A 20,521-nucleotide genomic window follows, 5' to 3' on the forward strand; every position below is an offset into this window, starting at 1 on the left:
AAGGATTAGGAAAGGAAGTATTTTTAATGACTAATAAAGACACGACTGTTGTTGTTGGAATGAGCGGAGGCGTCGATTCTTCGGTAACGGCAAAACTGCTCCTCGAAGAAGGTTACAACGTCGTCGGAATTTTTATGAAAAACTGGGATGATACAGATGAGTTCGGAGTATGTACAGCGACGAATGATTATGAAGATGTGAGACTCGTTGCAGAAGAAATCGGTATTCCGTATTACTCTGTAAACTTTGAGAAAGAATACCACGACCGCGTATTCCAGTATTTCCTGGATGAGTATAAAAAAGGACGTACGCCGAACCCGGACGTAATGTGCAACAAGGAAATTAAATTCAAAGCATTTTTAGATCATGCAATGAAGCTCGGTGCAGACTATGTGGCAACAGGTCACTATGCACGTGTCATTCACGATGAAAACGGAGTGCAGATGCTAAGAGGTGTGGATAACAACAAAGACCAGACTTACTTCCTAAACCAGCTCACTCAGGAACAGCTGTCGAGAACACTGTTCCCGTTAGGACATCTTGAAAAACCGGAAGTGCGCGAACTGGCACACAAATATGATCTTGCAACGAAAGATAAAAAAGACTCTACAGGTATTTGCTTTATCGGCGAAAGAGACTTTAAAGAGTTCTTAAGCAACTATCTACCGGCAAACCCGGGACGCATGATCAATATGGAAACAGGAGAAGACAAAGGCAGGCACGACGGGCTGATGTATTACACAATCGGCCAGCGCCAGGGTCTTGGAATCGGCGGAGACGGCGGTCCATACTTCGTGGCAGGTAAAAACCTTGAAACTAATGAATTATACGTCGTTCAGGGAGATAATCACGAAGCACTGATTTCTACGAGTCTCATTGCAAGCGAAGTGAACTTTATCAATCCGGTTGCAGATTCATTCGACTGCACTGCGAAATTCCGATACCGTCAAAAAGATGTACCTGTATCTGTCAAGGTGCTTGGAGAAGATCAAATCGAAGTATCATACGACAGCGCAAGTGCGGTAACGCCCGGACAGGCTGTAGTTTTATACGACGGTGACACGGTAATCGGCGGTGCAACAATCGATAAAGTATTCCGTAACGGTGAAGAATTGGAGTACCTGGCATAATGTTTGAATATCAGAAACACATTGAATCAGGAGAATACGAAAAAGCGCTGGAACTGATTTTTAAAACAATCGATGAAAATCCGAAAGACGAAACTCACTATATTAATGGTGCAGTGGTCTTAAGCAGTATTGGTAAAATAGAGGAAGCAGAACGTTTTCTGCAGCAGGCGCTTGTGCTGAAGCCAGACAGTTTCAGTGCAGGTTATACGCTTGCAAATCTGTACTTTAACGCTGAACGCTATAAAGAAGCACTCGTGCTTTATTTAAACGTTTACGATAAACATTTCGAAGACGGCGATCTGAATTTTATGATTGCCCGTTCTTATGTAAATACAGGTGACTTTGCAATGAGTATTCCATTTTTTGAAACTGCACATAAAAATGAGCCTGAAGATACAGATATCAGTTTTGAATACGGCCTGACACTGTGCCAGCTGGAACAGTATGAACCGGCTCAGAAACTTCTGCAGTCTGTAACAGAAAAAACAGAACACGCAGATGCCGAGTATAATCTCGGACTCGCAACATATATGAAAGACGAAGACATCGAAGCGGCACGCAGTCACTTTAAGCGCGCAGCAGAAATACAGCCTGATCATCATCTGGCACACCATGCATTGAAAAAATTTGAAGAGCTGGGGTAGATCATTATGACACAGGATGCACAGACATCTATTTATGATGAACTTTATATAGTCGGGGACGTGGACCGTGTAATCTTCATGAGTGAAGATACGCGGTTTCACGTGCTGCGTGTTAATGTGTCAAAAACGAACACTCAGTTTAAAGAGGATGCGATTGTTACCGGTCATTTCCATGATATTCAGGAAACTGAAAGCTACAGATTTACCGGTAAAGTAACACAGCATGCACGTTTTGGTGAACAGTTCAGTGCTGCGGAATTTAAAAAGGAAATACCAAATACGAGCCACGGGCTCGTGCAGTATTTCTCAAGTGATAAATTTCCGGGCATCGGAACGAAATCAGCAGAAAAGATCGTCGACGCACTGGGCCTTGATGCACTGAGCATAATTGCCAAAGACGATAATGCGCTGAATGAAGTTAAAGGACTGACGAAAGCGAAAAAGCTGCAGATTATTGAAACGGTGCGCAGCTCCAATGTTGCTGATGAAGCATATCTCTTAATGATTAAATTGAACATCGAGCCGTCAAAACGTTCGAAGATTATCGATACATATAAGGAAGATACACTGAATGTGCTGCAGAACCATCCGTATCAGCTCGTCAGTGATATTTTCGGCATCGGTTTTAAGAAAGCCGATCAGATTGCTATCAATGCAGGTATCGCACCAAGCGATCCCGAACGCCTCGTTGCCGGTGTCATGTTTACATTAAACGATGAGATTACGAGTATCGGGCACACGTTTATTATGCACGATGAACTGACAGAGAAAACACTTGAACGTTTAAATACTGCAGGTATGTATTTCATGGGTGACGATGTCGCAGTTGCAGTTGAACAGCTTGCACTGAACAAAAAGCTGATTATAACAGATGACCGTGTGACACTGCCTAATATATATTACTCGGAACATAAGGCTGCAGAGAAGGTCAGTCATATTCTGTCACACAATCACGATGAAATAGATGTCGATGATGCTAAAGATGTTGTGAAGGATATTGAAAAAACACTGTCCATTGATTACAACGATAATCAGCGTGATGCGATATTAAATGCACTGACTGAAAAAGTGTCTATTATAACAGGGGGACCCGGAACGGGAAAGACGACAATCGTTAAAGGAATTATTACTTTGTATCAGGAAATCTTTGAATACGAAGATTACGATTCATATGAACCGAAGGATTATCCGATTAAACTCGTTGCACCGACGGGCCGGGCATCGAAGCGTATGGCCGACACATCAGGTATTGAAGCCAGCACGATTCACAGACTGATCGGCTGGGGACAGGATACTGCAGTTGACGATATTATCGACAATGAAATTGAAGCGGAACTGATCATCATCGATGAAATGTCGATGGTGGACACGTGGCTGTTTTATCAGTTTATGCAAAACGTCATGCCGCATACAAAACTTGTATTTGTAGGTGACAGTGCACAGCTGCCGTCCGTAGGACCGGGAACTGTATTTAAAGATTTAATCGGTTCAGGAACAATTAAAACGACGATTCTCGATACGGTTTACCGTCAGGGCGAAGGGTCATCCATCGTTAAACTGGCATACGATATAGACAAAGGCGTGCCGATGAACATCGGCGACAAGTTTAAAGACAGGCTGTTTATTCCTGCCGGAACGGACCAGATTGCCGAAGTCGTGGATACTGTCGTGTCAAAAGCAGTGAACAAAGGTTATGATATGCGCGATATACAAGTACTGGCTCCGATTTACAGAGGCCCGGCGGGCATCAATACATTGAACCAGCTGCTACAGAAAATTTTAAACCCCGGATCCGAAGACAAAGCAGAGCTTCAGTTCGGAGATAAAATATTCCGTACAGGCGACAAAGTCATTCAGCTGATTAACCGGACAGAAGATAATATTTTTAACGGCGACTCAGGTATTATTGACGGTATTTACTTTAAAGAAACAGATGATGTTGATAAAGACACGCTGGTTGTCGACTATGACAATACTAAAATTGCATATGAGCGCAGTGACTTAACCGAACTGTCGCATGCATACTGTACGAGTATTCATAAAGCGCAGGGCAGTGAGTATCCGATTGTTATTATGCCGATTGTTTCAAGCTATTATCATATGCTGATAAAGAATATTATTTATACAGGAATTACACGTGCGAAGGAATCGCTTATTCTGTGCGGTGACGCCAATGCATTCTACGGCGGAATTAAACGAGAAGGCATTCCGAGAAACACAATGCTGCAGCAGTTCCTAAAGAAGTACTGCAAAGTATACGAAGATGACCCGGAGGAACTTCCGGAATATTTAACAGAAGAAATGGTTGAGAACATGGCGGTCGATCCGATGATCGGCATGGACAGTGTGACTCCGTATGAATTTGTTTGACACTAATTGATTAAAAAATTATAATTGAACTTAATAAAAGCTGAAATTTTGAATATGCGGTATTTACTTCCAGAGACATTGTGGCCGGTGAAAACAATGATAACCCGTATATGTGCTGAATTTCAGTCAGTTTAAGAAAAGCTAAAGTGATGACACAGTCATAATTTGGGTGGTACCGCGGTAACAATCGTCCCTTTTTCAAGGGGCGGTTTTTTTTGTATTATTTTATAAAATTACAGGAGTGATAACTATGAAAAAATTAACAGGCAATGAAGTACGCCAGATGTTTTTAGATTATTTTAAAGCACATGATCATATGGTTGAACCGAGCGCACCGCTCGTACCGATCGATGATGATTCACTGCTGTGGATTAACTCGGGAGTTGCTACGCTCAAGAAATACTTTGACGGACGTGTTGTCCCGAAAAATCCGCGTATCGTTAACGCGCAGAAAGCAATCCGTACAAACGATATCGAAAACGTCGGCTTCACTGCACGCCACCATACGTTCTTTGAAATGCTCGGAAACTTTTCCATCGGCAACTACTTTAAAGAAGAAGCAATCGTGCGTGCGTGGGAATTCCTGACACACAATGACTGGATCGGCTTTGATCCGGAACTGCTTTACGTTACAGTGCATCCTGAAGATACAGATGCCCTGAATATATGGAAAGATATTATCGGACTGGATGAATCACGCATTATCCGTATCGAAGGCAACTTCTGGGATATCGGTGAAGGACCATGCGGACCGAACAGTGAAATTTTCTATGACCGCGGCGAGGATTACGATACGGTCACACCGCTCGCGGAAATGTATCCGGGCGGCGAGAACGAACGCTATCTTGAAATCTGGAACCTGGTGTTCAGTGAGTTTAACCATAACAAGGACGGCAGCTACACACCGCTCCCTAAGCAGAACATTGATACAGGTATGGGGCTCGAGCGTATTGTCAGCGTCATCCAGGATGCTAAAACTAACTTTGATACAGATCTGTTTACACCGATTATCGCAGAAGTTGAAAAAGTCAGCGGTCAAAAATACGGCGAATCGGATGAACTGGATACTGCATTCAAAGTAATCTCGGACCATATCAGAACGGTAACATTCGCAATTGCGGACGGCGCACTGCCTTCAAACGAAGGACGCGGTTACGTACTCCGCAGATTAATCCGCCGTGCCGTGCGGTTCAGTAAAGAGCTGAAAATCGACAAAGCATTTATGTTTAATCTGGTTGATGTTGTCGGAGATGTGATGGGCGGATTTTATCCGAACGTCAAAGAAAAAGCATCATTCATTAAAGATGTTGTTAAAGGTGAAGAGGAAAGATTCCTTGCAACACTTGATGACGGAATTAAAATTTACCAGAGTCTCCGTGACCGTGCACTTGAGGGCGATAAAACAATCGCAGGTAAAGACGCGTTCAAACTGTATGACACGTACGGATTTCCGTTTGAACTGACAGTTGAATATGCGGGGCTTGACGGACTGGCAGTTGATGAAGCTGCCTTCAATGAGGAAATGACAGCTCAGAAGGAACGTGCAAGACAGGCACGTAAAGCGGGAGATTCAATGCAGGTGCAGTCGGAAACATTCCACAGCATTACTGACGAGAGCATTTTCACAGGTTACGAAAATACTGAAGCTGAAAGCAGTCTTCTTTATATCGTTTCGGACGATAAGATTGTTAATGAATACAGCGGTGAAGAGTCTGTTGAAGTTATTTTTGCTGAAACACCGTTCTACGCTGAGAGCGGGGGACAGATTGCAGATACAGGGACTATTTCAAATGAGCACGGCAAAGCTGAAGTCGATTACGTTTATAAAGCACCTAACGGCCAGAATGTCCACGTTATCCGTGTCGTTGAAGGGACGTTAACCGCCGGCTCGTCATACACGCTTGAAGTTAACAGGGAGAAACGTAACTTCGTAATGAAGAACCATACAGCAACTCACTTAATGCACCAGGCATTAAAAAATGTTATCGGTGAACATGCGAACCAGGCGGGTTCTCTCGTACAGGCTGAACGCCTTCGTTTTGACTTCTCTCATCTGGAGTCGTTAAGTAAAGAGCAGCTTGCTGAAATTGAAAATATCGTCAATGAAAAAATCTATGCCGGCTTAAACGTTTCAATCGCAGAAATGCCGATTGCAGAAGCGAAAGAAAAAGGTGCGATGGCACTATTCGGCGAGAAATACGGCGATGTTGTACGTGTTGTTAATATCGAACAGTATTCAGTTGAACTGTGCGGCGGTATCCATGTAAGAAACACAGCTGATATCGGCGTGTTTAAAATTGTTTCGGAAAGCGGAATCGGTGCAGGAATCAGACGTATTGAAGCTGTAACGAGCAGGCATGCTGTTGCACTTTATAAAGAGCATGAAGCAACTGTTGAAAACATCGCAGACACGGTTAAGTCCAAAACCGGCAATGTGGAACACAGAATTGCACAGATTCTTGAAGAGAAGAAAGAACTTCAGGATGCTTACGATAAGCTGAAAGCTGAGCTGCAGCAGTCAAAACTTAATGATTTAAGCGATGCGACTGTCGATGTAAACGGCGTATCTGTCATTAGAAAAGAAGTTGAAGCGGGAGATGCAAAAGACCTCCGTGCCCAGATGGATCTGATTAAATCGCAAAATCAGGATGCAATCGTAGCACTTGCAGCGGTAACAGGCGGTAAAGTGTCACTTGTTGTTACAGTACCTAAAGAATTAACGTCCAAAGTCCGTGCAGGAGATATTATGAAGGGCATGGCGAACATCGTTGACGGTAAAGGCGGCGGCCGTCCGGACATGGCCCAGGGCGGCGGTACAAATATCGAAAGTATAACAGCAGCATTACAGTTTGTTGACGAGTATATTAAAGATTTTCTTTAAGCCCTTTAAAATGATATAATTAACACTAAATACAGAAGTAAGAACAGGAGTGCTTTTTGTGGACCAGTTCGATAAAACAATGAAGTTCAGTGTTGATGAGCGTAAAGAAGAAAACGTAAAAGCGGTACTCACTAACGTTTATAACACATTGGAAGAACGCGGCTATAATCCTATTAATCAAATCGTCGGTTACCTTCAAAGCGGAGATCCAGCCTATATTCCGCGTCATAATGAAGCACGTAACCAGATCCGCCACGTTGAACGCGATGAAATAATGGAAGTTTTAGTTAAAAACTATGTTTCCAAAGAGATAAATGGTTAGAATTCTTGGGCTTGATGTAGGCACAAAAACAATCGGTGTAGCTTTAAGCGATGCACTGGGATGGACAGCTCAAGGACTTACAACGCTTAAAATCAATACGCATGCCGGTGATTACGGTATAGACCAGGTAGTTGAAATAGCGAAAGAGAACGAAGTGGATACAATTGTTGTCGGACTGCCTAAGAATATGAACAACTCAATCGGCGAAAGCGGGGAAAGATCACAGCATTTTGCTAAATTACTTGCGCTTGAACTCACAGATGTTAAAATTACTCTGTGGGATGAGCGGCTGAGTACTGTGGCAGCTGAAAGATCCCTGCTGGAAGCTGATTTATCACGCAAGAAAAGAAAAGCGGTTATCGATAAGATGGCAGCAGTATTTATATTACAGGGCTATTTGGATAACCCCAACAAAGGAGCATAATTATGAGCGAAGAAAACACTGAGTTCAACAAAGAAGAAGAACTTCTTACACTTTATGATGAGGACGGTTCAGAGGTACTTTACCGTAAAATGTTAGAGTTTTACCACCCGGATTTCGATAAAAACTACGTAATCCTGGCTGAAGAAGGTAACTTCAGCGATGAGGAAGAAGACATCGAGCTTATTCCAATGATTAACGTACCTGACGAAGACGGCGACGGCGGCAAATTCCTGCCTGTTGAAACTGACGGCGAGTGGGACATGATTGAAGAAGTAGTTAACACACAGATGGACGACTACGACGAGTAAAATTATTCAGCTTCCAATATTAGTATTGGAAGCTATTTTTTCAGATAGGAGAAACACATGAGTAAATACGATGATGTTAAATTTTCTAAAAATGTTTCATCGTACCTGACTCTGTTCATCGTGCTGGCACTGCTTATTGTTATTGTTATCGGTATTATCTCCGCCTTTTTATACATACGCGGCGGATTGCAGCCAGTAGATGAGGATTCGACAGAAACAGTGGAACTCTCAATCGACGAGGGATACTCCGCGGGAGACATCGGAGATATTCTTGAAGAACAGGGCATCGTTAAAAATGGTACGATGTTTGAGCTATATTTACGTCTGAACAGTATTTCAAGCTACCAGGCAGGGACATATCAGATGTCGCCTGCGATGGATTTCGAGCAGATTGCAAGAACGCTTGAATCCGGAACGATTTACCAGGAAGTGCTGCACCGTGTAACAGTACCGGAAGGCTACACGCTTCAGGAAACCGCTGCCCAGCTTGAAAATAACTTGCCGGTATCAGCAGAAGATTTTATGACGCTGATGGAAGATGAAGAATTCATTAATGAGCTGATCGCGGAATACCCTGAAATGCTGACAGATGAAATTCTGGCTGAAGATATTAAATATCCGCTTGAAGGATACTTATATCCTGCAACGTATGATATTACTACGGAGGAACCTGATTTAAAGCAGCTTGTAAGAAACATGCTGACTGCAACACAGCAGAACAGCTACAACCTGTATACATCAATTCCTGAATATACGATTACGTATGAAGGCGAACCAATGGATCTTACATTCCACGAGTTTCTGACATTCTCTTCTCTTATAGAAGAAGAAGCAACGTCGCTTGCTGACCGTTCCCGTATTGCGAGTGTATTCTTAAACCGTATGTCTGTTAACCCGGCAATGCCGCTGCAGACAGACCCGACTGTACTATATGCTCTCGGTGAGCATCAGGAAGTCGTGCTGTATGAAGACCTTGAAGTTGAAGACCCTTATAACACATATTTAAACAAGGGACTGACGCCGGGACCAATCGCAGCTCCGGGGCAGGAATCACTGCAGAGCACAATGAACCCGTCGAATACTGATTATTACTACTTCCTCGCTGACAGTGAAGGGAATAACCACTTCGCGGAAACTTATGACGAGCATCTTGCAAACAGAGAGAAATATATAGATAACCAGTAATCAGCTCTTTTCAAAAAGGGCTGAATATGGTACTATCTTTTGTAATGGATTAACAACTGATAACTTATGTTATCAGTTGTATTTTTTGTATATGGTGATTAGATGGAACTTATAAATTATGTCAAAGATTTAAATACGAATGAAGAGTTGTTCCCTGCTATTCACAAGTACGCAATGGAAAAACGCGTACCGATAATAGACAGCGATGCACTGAACGTTGTTAAACAGTACATCGCAATTAAAGGTGCCAAAAATATTCTGGAAATCGGTACGGCAATCGGCTACAGTGCACTGCATTTTGCAAGTGCTGCTGAAGGCGTTCATGTAACGACGATTGAAAAAGATGAAGCGAGTCATGAAATTGCCAATCAGAATATCGGTGCCAGCGAATACAGTGAAAATATTAAAACGATTTTAGCAGATGCTAAAGAGGCTGAACTCGGAGATGCTCAATTCGACTTTCTTTTTATCGATGCATCCAAAGGAAACAATCAGTTGTTTTTTGATAAATACAAAGAACATTTAACTGAAGGCGCTTTAATTATCGTCGACAATATTTTTGTCCGCGGACTTATTGCGGATGATAACGTCGAGAATAAAAATAAGCGCAAGCTGCGGGATAAAGTCAGAGCATTTAACCAGGCAATGAAAGACAGCGAGTATACGACTTCATTTTTAAATGTCGGCGACGGCTTGCTCGTAATTTACTAAGGGTGTGTAACAGAATGGATAAACCGACAATTATCGGTATAGCCGGAGGTTCCGGTTCAGGGAAAACGTCAGTAACTAGAAAAATTATGGAATCACTTAAAGGTCACAGTATTGTTTTAATAGAACAGGACTATTACTATAAAGACCAGAGTCACAAGACATTCGAGGAACGTCTTGAAACGAATTATGACCATCCATTCGCGTTCGATAATGATCTGCTGATTGAACATATACAGCAGTTAATCAACCGTGAAACGATTGATATTCCGACGTATGATTATGCTAATCATACGAGAAGCGGCGAAACGATAAAGGTTGAGCCGAAAGAGGTTATTATTATCGAAGGTATTTTTGCCCTTGAGAATGAAGAGCTTCGTAATCTGATGGATGTTAAGCTGTACGTTGATACGGATTCCGATATTCGTATTTTACGCCGCCTAAGCAGAGATATTAAGGAACGCGGCCGCTCAATGGAATCAGTGATTGAACAGTATTTATCAGTCGTGCGTCCGATGCACCTGCAGTTTATCGAACCGACAAAGCGCTTCAGTGATATAATCATTCCGGAAGGCGGCGAGAATATGGTTGCGATAGACATTATTACGACTAAGATCCGCACGCTGGTAAATGAATAAAATATTGGAAGTAATTTAAATAACGGAGGATTTACGATGGAAAACAAAAAAGAATACCCAATGACACAAGCTGGTTATGACCAGTTACATGTAGACTTAGAAGAATTAAAAACGGTCAGAAGACCGGATGTTGTAGAGAAAATTAAAGTTGCACGCAGTTTCGGAGACCTTTCAGAGAACTCTGAGTACGATGCAGCAAAAGACGAGCAGGGCTTCGTCGAGAAAGAAATTACTAAGATTGAAGAAATGATCAGACACGCTGTAATTATCGAAGATACAGGGGACAATAATACTGTATCACTTGGTAAAACAGTAACATTCAAAGAAATTCCTGACGGTGAAGAAGAATCTTACCAAATCGTCGGAAGTGCAGAAGCTGATCCGTTTGAAGGTAAAATTTCAAATGAATCACCAATGGCGCAATCACTTCTTGGTTCAAAACTTAAAGATGAAGTTAAAGTTGCTTTACCGAACGGCAGCGATATGAAAGTTAAGATTGTTAAAATTGACTAATTATACAATCGGTATCATCGGTGCCATGGAACCGGAAGTTGAAATATTAAAAAATGCAATGGTAATTGAAAAAGAAGTACCTGTTGCACATACAACTGCGTATGCAGGTACTCTTTTTGGGCAGAACATCGTGCTCGTACAGTCGGGTATCGGCAAAGTTAATGCCAGTATCATTACAGCGCTCATTCTGGAACGCTTTGATATTGATTACATTATTAATACAGGTGTAGCAGGGGCCATGGGTGAGAACCTGAAAGTCACAGATATGGTTGTATCAGCCGCTGTAGCACACCACGATGTGGATGCGACGAACTTCGGATACAGCATCGGACAGGTTCCGGGAATGCCTAAAGCATACACAGCTGACGATACGCTTGTGAAACACGCATTGAATGCATTGTCTTTAAACGATGAAATTAACGGCAGCAGCGGTCTCGTTGTGAGCGGTGATTCATTTATCGACAGCGATGAAGAAAAGAATCATATATACAGCAATTTCCCGGACGCTATGTGCGTCGATATGGAATCATCAAGCATTGCCCAGACATGCTGGCAGTTTAACACACCGTTTGTCATAATCCGCTCGATGAGCGACTCGGCAAATGATGCAGCTGATATGAATTATGAAGAATTTCTTGCGAAAGCTTGCGTACATTCGTCTGAAGTTGTAAAATCAGTATTAAGAGAACTGTGATGTGGAGGTTACTATGTTATTTTTAATGATCCTTTCAATTGTAATAACGGTTATTATCGGTTTCGTTGTATTTACTGAGACTGACACAGAAGATCCTGAAATAATCGAGTAAGCGAAGCGCACCTTAATTTTTAAGGTGCTTTTTTTGTGTTAATATGAATTTAATTTCCAAGGAGATTTTATGAAAATTATAGAAGATAAATTTCTGCCGAGTCACTTTGTTAACCGTTATGAAGATATTACGCCCGAATTTTTAAAAGCGCATAATATTAAAGCAGTCATGACAGATTTGGATAATACACTGGTTGCTTTTGATGAACCTGATGCAGACGACAATGTTTTAAAATGGATTAAAACACTTGAAGATTCGAATATAAAACTGCTTATTTTGTCCAACGGCAATGACAACCGCGTTGCAGGCTTTGCGGAGCCTCACGGAATTGAATATATATCGTCAGCAAAAAAACCGATGCTCGCGAATTTTCACCGGGGCCTAAAACTGCTCGGTACAAAAAAAGCAAATACGGTGATGGTCGGTGATCAGCTGATGACTGACGTGTTTGGTGCAAACCGCGCGAAAATTAACAGCATTCTCGTTGTGCCGGTGAAAGAAAAAGACGGCTGGGCGACGTACTTAAACCGCAGAATAGAACGTGTTATAATGAAGTACTTTAAAAAGAAAAACATGATTACATGGGAGGAATAATGTGACTGATATAAAATGTGTCGGATGCGGGAGCATTTTACAGACAGAAAACAAGAATGAAGAGGGATACATTCCGGCGAGCGGACTTCATAAAGAGGAACCAATCTGCCAGCGCTGCTACCGTTTAAGACATTATAATGAAGTTCAGGAATTAAATGTGGACTCCGGAGACTTTTTAACGATGCTGAACTCGCTGTACGAAACGGACAGCCTGATCGTGAAAGTAATCGATGTATTCGATTTCGAAGGCAGTATTATTCCGTCGTTCAACCGTATCGTCGGTGACAAAAAAGTGCTTGCTGTAGTGAATAAAATTGATTTATTCCCTAAATCTACAAATACGAGCCGTCTTGTTGAGCGTGCGAAAAAAATGCTGAAAGATGCGGGGATTACGGCAAACGATACAGTTGCAATCAGTGCATTAAAAGGCCGTAATCTCGATTCACTGATGAAAAAAATCAGTGAGATGGCAAATGGCAAAGATGTGTATATAGTCGGTACGACAAACGTCGGCAAATCTACACTGATTAATAAACTGCTTGAAGACAACACAGGTTTGAAAAATGTAATTACAACGAGCAACATTCCGGGTACGACACTCGGTATGATCGATATTCCGCTTGGAGACACGCAGACACTGTATGACACTCCCGGAATCGTCGTTGATTCACAGATCTCTCACTACGTGAACGTAAACGATTTAAAATACGTTTCACCTGCAAAAGAAATTAAAGCGAAAACATTCCAGCTGAGCAGCGAACAGACATTATTTATCGGCAACCTTGCGCGCGTGGATTACACGTCCGGAGAATCGAACAGTTTTTCTGTATACTGCAACCATCATCTGAATGTGCACCGTACGAAGACTGTCAACGCATCGGAATTTTACGACAAGCACTACAATGGTCTGCTGGCACCGCCTGAACTTGAAGAAGCTTACTTAAGCACAAACTTCGATGTTCATGAATTTTCACTGGATAATGCCAGTGATATTTTAATCAGCGGACTGACATTCGTTTCGGTTTCAAAACCGGCGGAAGTCACTGTTACTGTTCCGAAAGGCGTTAATGTATCCGTACGTTCAACTATCTTTAAAGGAGTGCAGTAAAGATGAACTATGCAGTAATCGGTTATCCTCTTAAACATACTTTGTCACCTGTAATTCACAATGCAAACTTCGATGCGTTAAATATTGAAGCAGACTACAGCGCGCTTGAAATTAAGCCTGAAGATCTCGACAATATTAAAACTTATGTCGAAGAGAATAAGTTGTCTGGTTTTAACGTTACGGTGCCTCATAAAGAACAAATTATGATGTATCTTGATGATATTGCCCCGGCGGCAAAAAAAATAGGTGCAGTGAATACAGTGCATGTAAAAGACGGTCGTTATTACGGTTATAATACTGATGTAACAGGTTATATGAAGGCATTTCACGATGCATTCGGGGAAAAGAAACGCACTGTTCTTATTCTCGGCGCAGGGGGTGCAGCGAAAGCCGTACACCGTGCACATGCCGATAACGGAGACGATGTGACTGTCCTTGCACGGAGAGCGGAAAGCTTTGAATCATTTAAAACTGCGGATTTTAAACGTGTTTTAAATACTGAATTCGAAAGCGGTCCATATGACGCTGTCATTAATGCAACGCCGCTTGGACTGAACGGTGAAGATGTATTTGAATTAATGCAGCTTGACCCATCGTTTATAACAGATGATACTGCAGGTATGGATTTAATTTATAATCCGGCTGTGACGCCGTTTATGAACTATTTTAAAAAGAAAGAGAACGGTCTTATGATGCTTGTAAATCAGGCACTGGATGCGTTTGAAATATGGACTGCCAAAACAGGCAGCAATGAAGCAGTGCAGCAGGCACTGACGAAATATATGGAGGAAATAAAATGACACTTACAGGTAAACAGAAACGCTATTTGCGTTCATTGGCACACCATGAAAAACCGTTGTTTCAAGTAGGGAAAAACGGTGTTACAGAAAGCTTTGTTGAGCAGTTTGAAGATGTCCTTGAGAAACGTGAACTTGTAAAAGTTTCTGTACTGCAGAACTGTATGGAAGATAAAGACTCAATTGTTGATGCTCTTGTTGCCGGTACCGGTTCTGAACTGGTTCAGGTAATGGGCAGCACGATTGTACTTTACAGAGAATCAAAGGAAAATAAAGAAATTAAACTGCCATGAAAATAGGAGTATTCGGAGGGACATTTGATCCGGTTCATAACGGTCATATTAACGCCTTCGCGGAAACTTATATCGCCCTCGAGCTGGATAAAGTCATCATCGTACCGACTTTTATCTCTCCTTTTAAAAAGCAGACAGGTTCGACAGACAGACATCGTTTAAATATGTTAAAACTCGCGGTTAAAAATTACGATTTTGCAGAAATAGATACTTTTGAACTCGATCAGCAAAAAGTAACGTATACTTATGACACTTTAAACTATTTGAGAGAAAAATATCCTGGCGATGAATTGTATTTTATTATCGGAACAGATCACTTTATCTCATTCGATAAATGGGCGAATGCTGACAAATTGCATGACCTTGCAAAATTTGTTGTACTCGATAGAAATGACGGGCTGTACAATGTTAAGCCGCCGTTTATTAAATTAAATACGAACATCGTGGAAGTTTCTTCGACCCTTATCAGAGAGCGGTTCAAATCAAATACTGAAGTCAGGCACTTAATGCATGAACAGGTGTACGGATACATTAAGGAGCAGCGATTATATGAAACGTAAAGAAGCATTGAAAGTTGCAGCAGAAAAACTGCCGAAGAAACGGTTTAAGCATAGTGAACGCGTAGCGGAAACAGCAGTACAGATGGCCGAAATATTTAAAGCTGATGCAGACAGATGTTTTTTAGCCGGTATACTGCACGATTACTCCAAGTACGATGAATTAAGTAGAATGTATCAGACGGTAACATCCGAACAGCTGGACCCCGAACTGCTGCAGTATAAAACAGAAGTACTGCACGGACCGGTTGCGGCAGCCAAGATGAAGAACAAATTTAAAATTATTGATGAAGAAATATTAAATGCAATTGCTCACCATACTTCAGGAGCAAAACAGATGGGTCTTATCGAAAAGATTATTTTCGTTGCGGATTACATCGAACCCAAGCGCACCCAGCCGGGTGTGGACGGTATCCGAGACATTGTATTTAAAGAGAAAAATCTGGATCTTGCAGTATATGCAATTACGAAAGCAAACGTGAGGCATCTGCTGAATAAAGACCAGACAATTTACCATAAGACGATAGAATGTCTTAATTATTATAATATGGCCAGGGAGTGACGGAATGCAAAGTAAAGAAGTATTGGAATTAATGGTGGAAGCATGCGACGATAAGCGCGCTGCAGATATAAAAGTATATGATGTAAAAGAAACGAGCCCGGTAACGGACTATTTTGTTATATGTCACGGTAACTCGGAACGTCAGGCACAGGCAATCAGCGACGAAGTAAGAGAAGTTGCTCATAAAAACGGTATTGAAATCAGCATCGAAGGACAAAGACAGGGTAAATGGATTCTTTGTGACGTCGGCGATGTAATCGTTCATATTTTCTTAAAAACAGAACGTGAATATTACAACTTAGAGCGTTTATTTAAAGATGCCGGTGATACTATTGGAGGCTAGCGAATACAAAATATTCGCCAAAGTATACGATATATTAAATTATGATATGCCGTATAATTTGTGGCTCGATATTATTAACGAAGTTAAAGGGGATGCCCGGTCGGTACTGGATATCGGTGCAGGTACCGGAGAGATATTGAAATCCCTTGACGCAAAGAGAAAGCTCGGCATTGATAACTCGGAAGAAATGGTGAACATAGCACGCATTAACGATACAGTAAGCGAGTATCAGATGCAGGATATGATGACGATGGAGCTCGATGAGACATTTGAGCTGATTACCGCTACTGCGGACGTCTTAAACTATGCACCGTCAAAAGAAGCATTCAAAGCAGTCCTTAAAAATGTTTATAATCATTTAGCTGAGGGCGGAGTGTTTGTATTTGATGTGCACACCGAGCATAAAATGCAGAATGACTTTAATTTTGAATTATATTCAGACAGCACGGATGATATTTTCTACACATGGCAGACAGTTCCCGGTGAAGAGGAACTCAGCGTCTGGCATGAATTGACATTTTTCATTCGAAACTCTGAAGATTTATATAAAAAGTATGAGGAAACACATTATCAGCAGACGTATAAACACAGTGAAATATTGAAAATGGCAAATGATGCAGGTTTTATAATCGATAAATCATTCAGCGACTTTGATATTACTAATGTTATTACTGAAGTGGCTGAAAGAAACTTTTATATACTGAAGAAATAAATTTTAAAGTTTTGCAGGTTTATAAATTAACTTGTACGAAAAAAAAATAAAACGCCATTTTTCCCTATATATAGTATGAGAGGTATTTTATATGGGGAGGAAATCGATGGATATTAAATCATTTTTTGAACAGTACAAGTTTTATTTAATCGGAGCATGTGCGGTATTAGCTGTGATTGTGTATTTTGCAGTGACCAGCGATGATGCACAAACTGACAGTTTGAGCTTTGACACCATTCAGTCCGAAACGCCGGAAGCTGATGCAGCGGAAGAGACAGTGCCGCAGATTTCAACGGTATTCGTAGAAGTAAAAGGGGCGATAGAAGCACCTGGAGTCTATGAACTGCCGGTTGATGCGAGAGTTAAAAATGTTCTCGATATTGCGGTTCTGTCAGACAATGCGGATCTGTTAACAGTAAATCAGTCGGCGAAGCTGACAGATGAAATGGTTATTTATATTCCATATACAGGTGAAATAGATGCTGAAGCAGCTTCTGAAGTAATGACCCCGGGCTCACCGGATGATTCTTCCGGTGAGTTGGTTAATATAAATACAGCCGGTATTGCTGAACTGACAACATTAAACGGTATCGGTGAGAAAAAAGCACAGGCGATTATAACGTACCGCGAAGAACAGGGACTGTTTGGAACGCTGGAAGATTTAAAAAATATACCCGGCATCGGTGACAAAACATTTGAAAATTTGAAGCCGTATATCACTATAAAATGAGGTGGCATTATGCGAATAAACTGGCATGAATATTTTATGGCACAGGCAATGCTGCTGTCGCTGCGTTCTACTTGTGAACGTCTGAGCGTCGGCGCGACTATAGTAAAAGACAACCGGATTATTGCAGGAGGTTATAACGGCTCCGTCTCCGGAGAAGTCCACTGTGTGGATGAAGGATGCTATGTCGAAGACGGCCACTGCATCAGAACGATTCACGCAGAGATTAACGGGCTTCTTCAATGTTCGAAGTTTGGTGTATCGACAGAAGATGCCTCCGTATATGTCACTCATTTTCCATGTGTGAATTGTACTAAATCACTGATTCAGGCAGGTATTAAAAATATTTACTACCGTGCCGATTATAAAAATCACCCGTACGCAATTGAATTGCTAAATAAAAATAACGTCCATTACGAACTGATCGAACTCGATAATAAAAAAGTGAATATGTATTTCGAGTCAATAAAATGATAATATTTTATCTTTTTATATCAGTTATTGCCGGATGCACAATATCTGTAAGCCCCTTAGCGGGCTTATTTTTTTATGCAATTTTACTGTACAGCGTACATTTAAAAGCCGGAAGTCTGTTATTTAAAGGTATTCTGACAACTGCAGCAATTCTGTCGGCAATGTTCTATGCAGTGCCTGATGCAGATTTAGACAGCAGCAATTTAACTTATATTGTTATCGAGGATTATAAATACTACACAGACAGCATTCACTACGTTGTCTCAAGCGGTGAACGGACTTATGAGCTTTATAATGAGTCAGCAGAAGGGCTGATTGACATCGGCAGTATCTGTACAGGAAATCTGCCTGTTTCAATTCCCGCTGAGCAGCGGAATTTTATAAAGCAGGATGGTCAGCAGACGCTCAGAATTAACGAATTGTCAGGCAGAATATATTTAAGTGATGTTTCAGAACTTAATTGTGAGCCGGGCAATCTGAATTTAGGACAGCACTTTTCAAATATCAGGTATAAATATATGACGAAAGTGCTGGACTCAACTTCTTATGAATACAAATACGATTTACTCACATTATCAATCGGTAATAAAAATTATATCAGCCCGGAATTTTTTGATGCACTTCAGAAACTGGGCATATACCATCTGTACGTTATCTCAGGCACACATGTGGCATTTTTAAGTGCAGTCATATTCGGAGTTTTAAGACTGCTCAGAGTGCCTGTAAGCACGGTTAAAGTAATAATCATTATTTCTCTGATCCTGTTTTTATTTCTCAACTTCTTTTCACCAAGTGTGCTGCGCGCTGTATTTATGGGTGTGCTGCTCCTCGTGTGTTCGTTCTTTAAAAAGAAACCGTATCTTGCAATTATTTCTTTAAGCGCCATTATTCAGCTTATTATTAATCCGTATGTCATCTTTCATGCAGGTTTCCAGCTGTCGTACGTCACGACGTATTTCATCCTGCTGACACGGCCGTTATTCATGCATTACAGTGCGGCAGTTCAGCTCGTAATGATTACCGTCATCAGCGAACTGTCGACGCTCGTCATTGTCCTGATCCACTTTAATGAGATCAGCATAAGCGGTCTTATACTGAATATTATTTTTGTGCCTTTATTTTCATTTATTATCTTCCCGAGTGTCATTATATTTAATGTTTTGCTTGTTTTAAATATTACTGAAGTATTCGATGGACTGTATAATTTTTTATACTCCGTGCTGAAAGAATGTATTTACTATATTGCAAGTGCATTTAAACACCGTATTCCTGTAAGGAATCTGACTGCAGCCGGTATAATTATTCTTCTGGTAATGTCGTACAGGCTGACAGTGAATGTTCTGCTGCTGAACGTAAAACAGCTGCTTATTTCAATAGTTGTATTTATTACAGTGATTATAATCAGCCAGCAAAGCTGGGGCAGGGAATTTACGCTGACAATGACCGATGTCGGCCAGGGAGATGCATTTGTTATGCAGGATCACAAAAATGATAAGACAGTGCTCATTGATACCGGAGGGGCGTTTCAGCATGAGGAACAAAGAATCAGTTTAAGCGATAAAACACTGCTGCCTTATTTAAAGGAACAGGGGACAGACTTTATCGATGTAATTATTATTAGTCATCTGGACCTTGACCACAGCGGCGAAGTGCTGAATATATTAAGAAATATAGAAGTCGGTAATATTATTATGAATACTGATGATGTTAAGTTCGAAGAATGGTCTAAAGGTTTAAAGAGAGAAGACCTTGCAAAGATATATAACAGCAATGAACTGCAAAGTTTTTCAGTCGGTAATTTTCATTTTGAAAATTTAATACTGGAGAATACACTTCCTGATTCCAACGAGCAATCCGTAGTATTTAAGGCGCATTTAAATCAATTCAGTATATTATTTACGGGAGATATCGGTCTTGTAACAGAAGAACATCTTAATGAGCGGTATAATTTAAAGAGTGACATATTAAAAGTGGGGCACCACGGGAGTAATACGTCCAGCGGAACTGAATTTATAAATGAAGTGGATCCTGTAATTGCGTTAATATCGGCAGGTGTAAACAACCGTTACGGTCATCCCCATGACAGTGTTATCGATACATTGTCCGACAGTTATATTATCAGCACGAAAGAAAATGGAATGGTGGAGTTTGGCATAAATCATGATACAATATGTATCCGTGCAAAATTTGGCGGCAGTGATGAACAGTGTCTGAAAAAAGACATAAAAAAAGAGCCGGATAACCGGCCCGATTAAATATTATCGATTATCCTGCTACAATAGCAAAGATTTGTGGAATGATGTAAATTACAGCAAGTGCCACGAATCCAACTACGAAAGCAAGACCAGCGTCGATAACGTCATTGTTTTTTGACTGAACATTTTTCTCAAACTTATTCATGTAATTACCCCCTAAACACTTACTT

The 20,521-nt window shown here is 41.1% G+C and carries 24 protein-coding genes; 23 read left to right on the forward strand and 1 reads right to left on the reverse strand.

Annotation, left to right across the window (positions count from 1 at the left end; translation table 11 throughout):
• The first annotated feature begins 26 nt into the window (after positions 1-26).
• From mnmA to HNR41_RS03750, 23 genes are all read left to right on the forward strand, one after another.
• Positions 27-1,130 carry a tRNA 2-thiouridine(34) synthase MnmA gene (mnmA, locus tag HNR41_RS03640; protein ID WP_184281835.1) on the forward strand — a complete coding sequence of 368 codons (1,104 nt, stop codon included), beginning with the start codon at positions 27-29 and terminating at the stop codon, positions 1,128-1,130.
• Positions 1,130-1,774, forward strand: a complete 645-nt coding sequence (locus HNR41_RS03645) for a tetratricopeptide repeat protein (protein ID WP_221432840.1) — start codon at positions 1,130-1,132, stop codon at positions 1,772-1,774. The genes mnmA and HNR41_RS03645 overlap by 1 nt, the downstream gene beginning before the upstream one ends.
• Positions 1,775-1,780: 6 nt before the next feature.
• Positions 1,781-4,144, forward strand: a complete 2,364-nt coding sequence (gene recD2, locus HNR41_RS03650; protein ID WP_184281837.1) for an SF1B family DNA helicase RecD2 — start codon at positions 1,781-1,783, stop codon at positions 4,142-4,144.
• 250 nt (positions 4,145-4,394) lie between these two features.
• The gene (gene alaS / locus HNR41_RS03655; RefSeq protein ID WP_184281839.1) at positions 4,395-7,025 is read left to right on the forward strand and encodes an alanine--tRNA ligase; all 2,631 of its coding nucleotides are present in this window, start codon (positions 4,395-4,397) and stop codon (positions 7,023-7,025) included.
• 58 nt (positions 7,026-7,083) lie between these two features.
• Complete coding sequence (locus tag HNR41_RS03660) at positions 7,084-7,347, forward strand: IreB family regulatory phosphoprotein (protein ID WP_035808527.1); 264 nt, start codon at positions 7,084-7,086, stop codon at positions 7,345-7,347.
• Entirely contained in the window at positions 7,340-7,771 is a 432-nt protein-coding gene (ruvX, locus tag HNR41_RS03665) for a Holliday junction resolvase RuvX (protein ID WP_184281841.1), read from the forward strand. Before HNR41_RS03660 ends, ruvX begins: the two co-directional genes overlap by 8 nt.
• 2 nt (positions 7,772-7,773) lie before the next feature.
• On the forward strand, positions 7,774-8,079 hold the full coding sequence (locus HNR41_RS03670) for a DUF1292 domain-containing protein (protein WP_184281843.1): 306 nt from the start codon (positions 7,774-7,776) through the stop codon (positions 8,077-8,079).
• 57 nt (positions 8,080-8,136) lie between these two features.
• Positions 8,137-9,264 (forward strand): endolytic transglycosylase MltG, encoded by a 1,128-nt coding sequence (gene mltG / locus HNR41_RS03675; RefSeq protein WP_184281845.1) that lies wholly within the window; start codon positions 8,137-8,139, stop codon positions 9,262-9,264.
• A 102-nt stretch (positions 9,265-9,366) separates the two neighbouring features.
• Positions 9,367-9,975: an O-methyltransferase gene (locus HNR41_RS03680; protein ID WP_184281847.1), complete on the forward strand. Its 609-nt coding sequence runs from the start codon at positions 9,367-9,369 to the stop codon at positions 9,973-9,975.
• 14 nt (positions 9,976-9,989) lie between these two features.
• Positions 9,990-10,610: a uridine kinase gene (gene udk, locus HNR41_RS03685; RefSeq protein ID WP_184281849.1), complete on the forward strand. Its 621-nt coding sequence runs from the start codon at positions 9,990-9,992 to the stop codon at positions 10,608-10,610.
• Positions 10,611-10,646: 36 nt separating this feature from the next.
• Entirely contained in the window at positions 10,647-11,123 is a 477-nt protein-coding gene (gene greA, locus HNR41_RS03690; RefSeq protein WP_184281851.1) for a transcription elongation factor GreA, read from the forward strand.
• Positions 11,116-11,817, forward strand: coding sequence for a 5'-methylthioadenosine/adenosylhomocysteine nucleosidase (locus tag HNR41_RS03695; protein WP_184281853.1), 702 nt, complete (start codon positions 11,116-11,118; stop codon positions 11,815-11,817). The genes greA and HNR41_RS03695 overlap by 8 nt, the downstream gene beginning before the upstream one ends.
• 181 nt (positions 11,818-11,998) lie before the next feature.
• A complete protein-coding gene (locus HNR41_RS03700; RefSeq protein WP_184281855.1) occupies positions 11,999-12,523 on the forward strand; it encodes a YqeG family HAD IIIA-type phosphatase in 525 nt (174 codons plus the stop codon).
• A 1-nt stretch (position 12,524) separates the two neighbouring features.
• Positions 12,525-13,631, forward strand: coding sequence for a ribosome biogenesis GTPase YqeH (gene yqeH, locus HNR41_RS03705; RefSeq protein ID WP_184281857.1), 1,107 nt, complete (start codon positions 12,525-12,527; stop codon positions 13,629-13,631).
• 2 nt (positions 13,632-13,633) lie between these two features.
• Positions 13,634-14,431: a shikimate dehydrogenase gene (aroE, locus tag HNR41_RS03710; protein ID WP_184281859.1), complete on the forward strand. Its 798-nt coding sequence runs from the start codon at positions 13,634-13,636 to the stop codon at positions 14,429-14,431.
• Complete coding sequence (gene yhbY / locus HNR41_RS03715) at positions 14,428-14,721, forward strand: ribosome assembly RNA-binding protein YhbY (protein ID WP_184281861.1); 294 nt, start codon at positions 14,428-14,430, stop codon at positions 14,719-14,721. The genes aroE and yhbY overlap by 4 nt, the downstream gene beginning before the upstream one ends.
• Positions 14,718-15,281, forward strand: coding sequence for a nicotinate (nicotinamide) nucleotide adenylyltransferase (gene nadD / locus HNR41_RS03720; protein ID WP_184281863.1), 564 nt, complete (start codon positions 14,718-14,720; stop codon positions 15,279-15,281). Before yhbY ends, nadD begins: the two co-directional genes overlap by 4 nt.
• On the forward strand, positions 15,271-15,840 hold the full coding sequence (gene yqeK / locus HNR41_RS03725) for a bis(5'-nucleosyl)-tetraphosphatase (symmetrical) YqeK (RefSeq protein ID WP_184281865.1): 570 nt from the start codon (positions 15,271-15,273) through the stop codon (positions 15,838-15,840). Before nadD ends, yqeK begins: the two co-directional genes overlap by 11 nt.
• A 4-nt stretch (positions 15,841-15,844) precedes the next feature.
• Positions 15,845-16,183 (forward strand): ribosome silencing factor, encoded by a 339-nt coding sequence (rsfS, locus tag HNR41_RS03730; RefSeq protein WP_184281867.1) that lies wholly within the window; start codon positions 15,845-15,847, stop codon positions 16,181-16,183.
• Positions 16,173-16,895: a class I SAM-dependent DNA methyltransferase gene (locus tag HNR41_RS03735; protein WP_184281869.1), complete on the forward strand. Its 723-nt coding sequence runs from the start codon at positions 16,173-16,175 to the stop codon at positions 16,893-16,895. Before rsfS ends, HNR41_RS03735 begins: the two co-directional genes overlap by 11 nt.
• A 106-nt stretch (positions 16,896-17,001) precedes the next feature.
• The gene (locus tag HNR41_RS03740) at positions 17,002-17,625 is read left to right on the forward strand and encodes a ComEA family DNA-binding protein (RefSeq protein WP_184281871.1); all 624 of its coding nucleotides are present in this window, start codon (positions 17,002-17,004) and stop codon (positions 17,623-17,625) included.
• 6 nt (positions 17,626-17,631) lie between these two features.
• Entirely contained in the window at positions 17,632-18,096 is a 465-nt protein-coding gene (locus HNR41_RS03745) for a ComE operon protein 2 (protein ID WP_184282861.1), read from the forward strand.
• A complete protein-coding gene (locus HNR41_RS03750) occupies positions 18,093-20,351 on the forward strand; it encodes a DNA internalization-related competence protein ComEC/Rec2 (protein WP_184281873.1) in 2,259 nt (752 codons plus the stop codon). Before HNR41_RS03745 ends, HNR41_RS03750 begins: the two co-directional genes overlap by 4 nt.
• Before the next feature lie 10 nt (positions 20,352-20,361).
• Here the strand turns inward: HNR41_RS03750 and HNR41_RS03755 are convergent, their stop codons facing one another.
• Positions 20,362-20,496 carry a YqzM family protein gene (locus tag HNR41_RS03755; RefSeq protein WP_184281875.1) on the reverse strand — a complete coding sequence of 45 codons (135 nt, stop codon included), beginning with the start codon at positions 20,494-20,496 and terminating at the stop codon, positions 20,362-20,364.
• Positions 20,497-20,521: the final 25 nt, after the last annotated feature.

The organism is Jeotgalicoccus coquinae (assembly GCF_014207425.1).
Lineage (GTDB): Bacteria > Bacillota > Bacilli > Staphylococcales > Salinicoccaceae > Jeotgalicoccus > Jeotgalicoccus coquinae.

What these genes read in the sequence shown, in the direction of transcription:
- mnmA (WP_184281835.1), top strand. Translation starts at nt 27, where the DNA reads ATGACTAATAAAGACACGACTGTTGTTGTTGGAATGAGCGGAGGCGTC.
- nadD (WP_184281863.1), top strand. Translation starts at nt 14,718, where the DNA reads ATGAAAATAGGAGTATTCGGAGGGACATTTGATCCGGTTCATAACGGT.
- yhbY (WP_184281861.1), top strand. Translation starts at nt 14,428, where the DNA reads ATGACACTTACAGGTAAACAGAAACGCTATTTGCGTTCATTGGCACAC.
- HNR41_RS03645 (WP_221432840.1), top strand. Translation starts at nt 1,130, where the DNA reads ATGTTTGAATATCAGAAACACATTGAATCAGGAGAATACGAAAAAGCG.
- aroE (WP_184281859.1), top strand. Translation starts at nt 13,634, where the DNA reads ATGAACTATGCAGTAATCGGTTATCCTCTTAAACATACTTTGTCACCT.
- udk (WP_184281849.1), top strand. Translation starts at nt 9,990, where the DNA reads ATGGATAAACCGACAATTATCGGTATAGCCGGAGGTTCCGGTTCAGGG.
- alaS (WP_184281839.1), top strand. Translation starts at nt 4,395, where the DNA reads ATGAAAAAATTAACAGGCAATGAAGTACGCCAGATGTTTTTAGATTAT.
- recD2 (WP_184281837.1), top strand. Translation starts at nt 1,781, where the DNA reads ATGACACAGGATGCACAGACATCTATTTATGATGAACTTTATATAGTC.
- HNR41_RS03700 (WP_184281855.1), top strand. Translation starts at nt 11,999, where the DNA reads ATGAAAATTATAGAAGATAAATTTCTGCCGAGTCACTTTGTTAACCGT.
- HNR41_RS03740 (WP_184281871.1), top strand. Translation starts at nt 17,002, where the DNA reads ATGGATATTAAATCATTTTTTGAACAGTACAAGTTTTATTTAATCGGA.
- HNR41_RS03670 (WP_184281843.1), top strand. Translation starts at nt 7,774, where the DNA reads ATGAGCGAAGAAAACACTGAGTTCAACAAAGAAGAAGAACTTCTTACA.
- HNR41_RS03755 (WP_184281875.1), bottom strand. Translation starts at nt 20,496, where the DNA reads ATGAATAAGTTTGAGAAAAATGTTCAGTCAAAAAACAATGACGTTATC.
- HNR41_RS03680 (WP_184281847.1), top strand. Translation starts at nt 9,367, where the DNA reads ATGGAACTTATAAATTATGTCAAAGATTTAAATACGAATGAAGAGTTG.
- ruvX (WP_184281841.1), top strand. Translation starts at nt 7,340, where the DNA reads ATGGTTAGAATTCTTGGGCTTGATGTAGGCACAAAAACAATCGGTGTA.
- mltG (WP_184281845.1), top strand. Translation starts at nt 8,137, where the DNA reads ATGAGTAAATACGATGATGTTAAATTTTCTAAAAATGTTTCATCGTAC.
- rsfS (WP_184281867.1), top strand. Translation starts at nt 15,845, where the DNA reads ATGCAAAGTAAAGAAGTATTGGAATTAATGGTGGAAGCATGCGACGAT.
- greA (WP_184281851.1), top strand. Translation starts at nt 10,647, where the DNA reads ATGGAAAACAAAAAAGAATACCCAATGACACAAGCTGGTTATGACCAG.
- yqeK (WP_184281865.1), top strand. Translation starts at nt 15,271, where the DNA reads ATGAAACGTAAAGAAGCATTGAAAGTTGCAGCAGAAAAACTGCCGAAG.
- HNR41_RS03750 (WP_184281873.1), top strand. Translation starts at nt 18,093, where the DNA reads ATGATAATATTTTATCTTTTTATATCAGTTATTGCCGGATGCACAATA.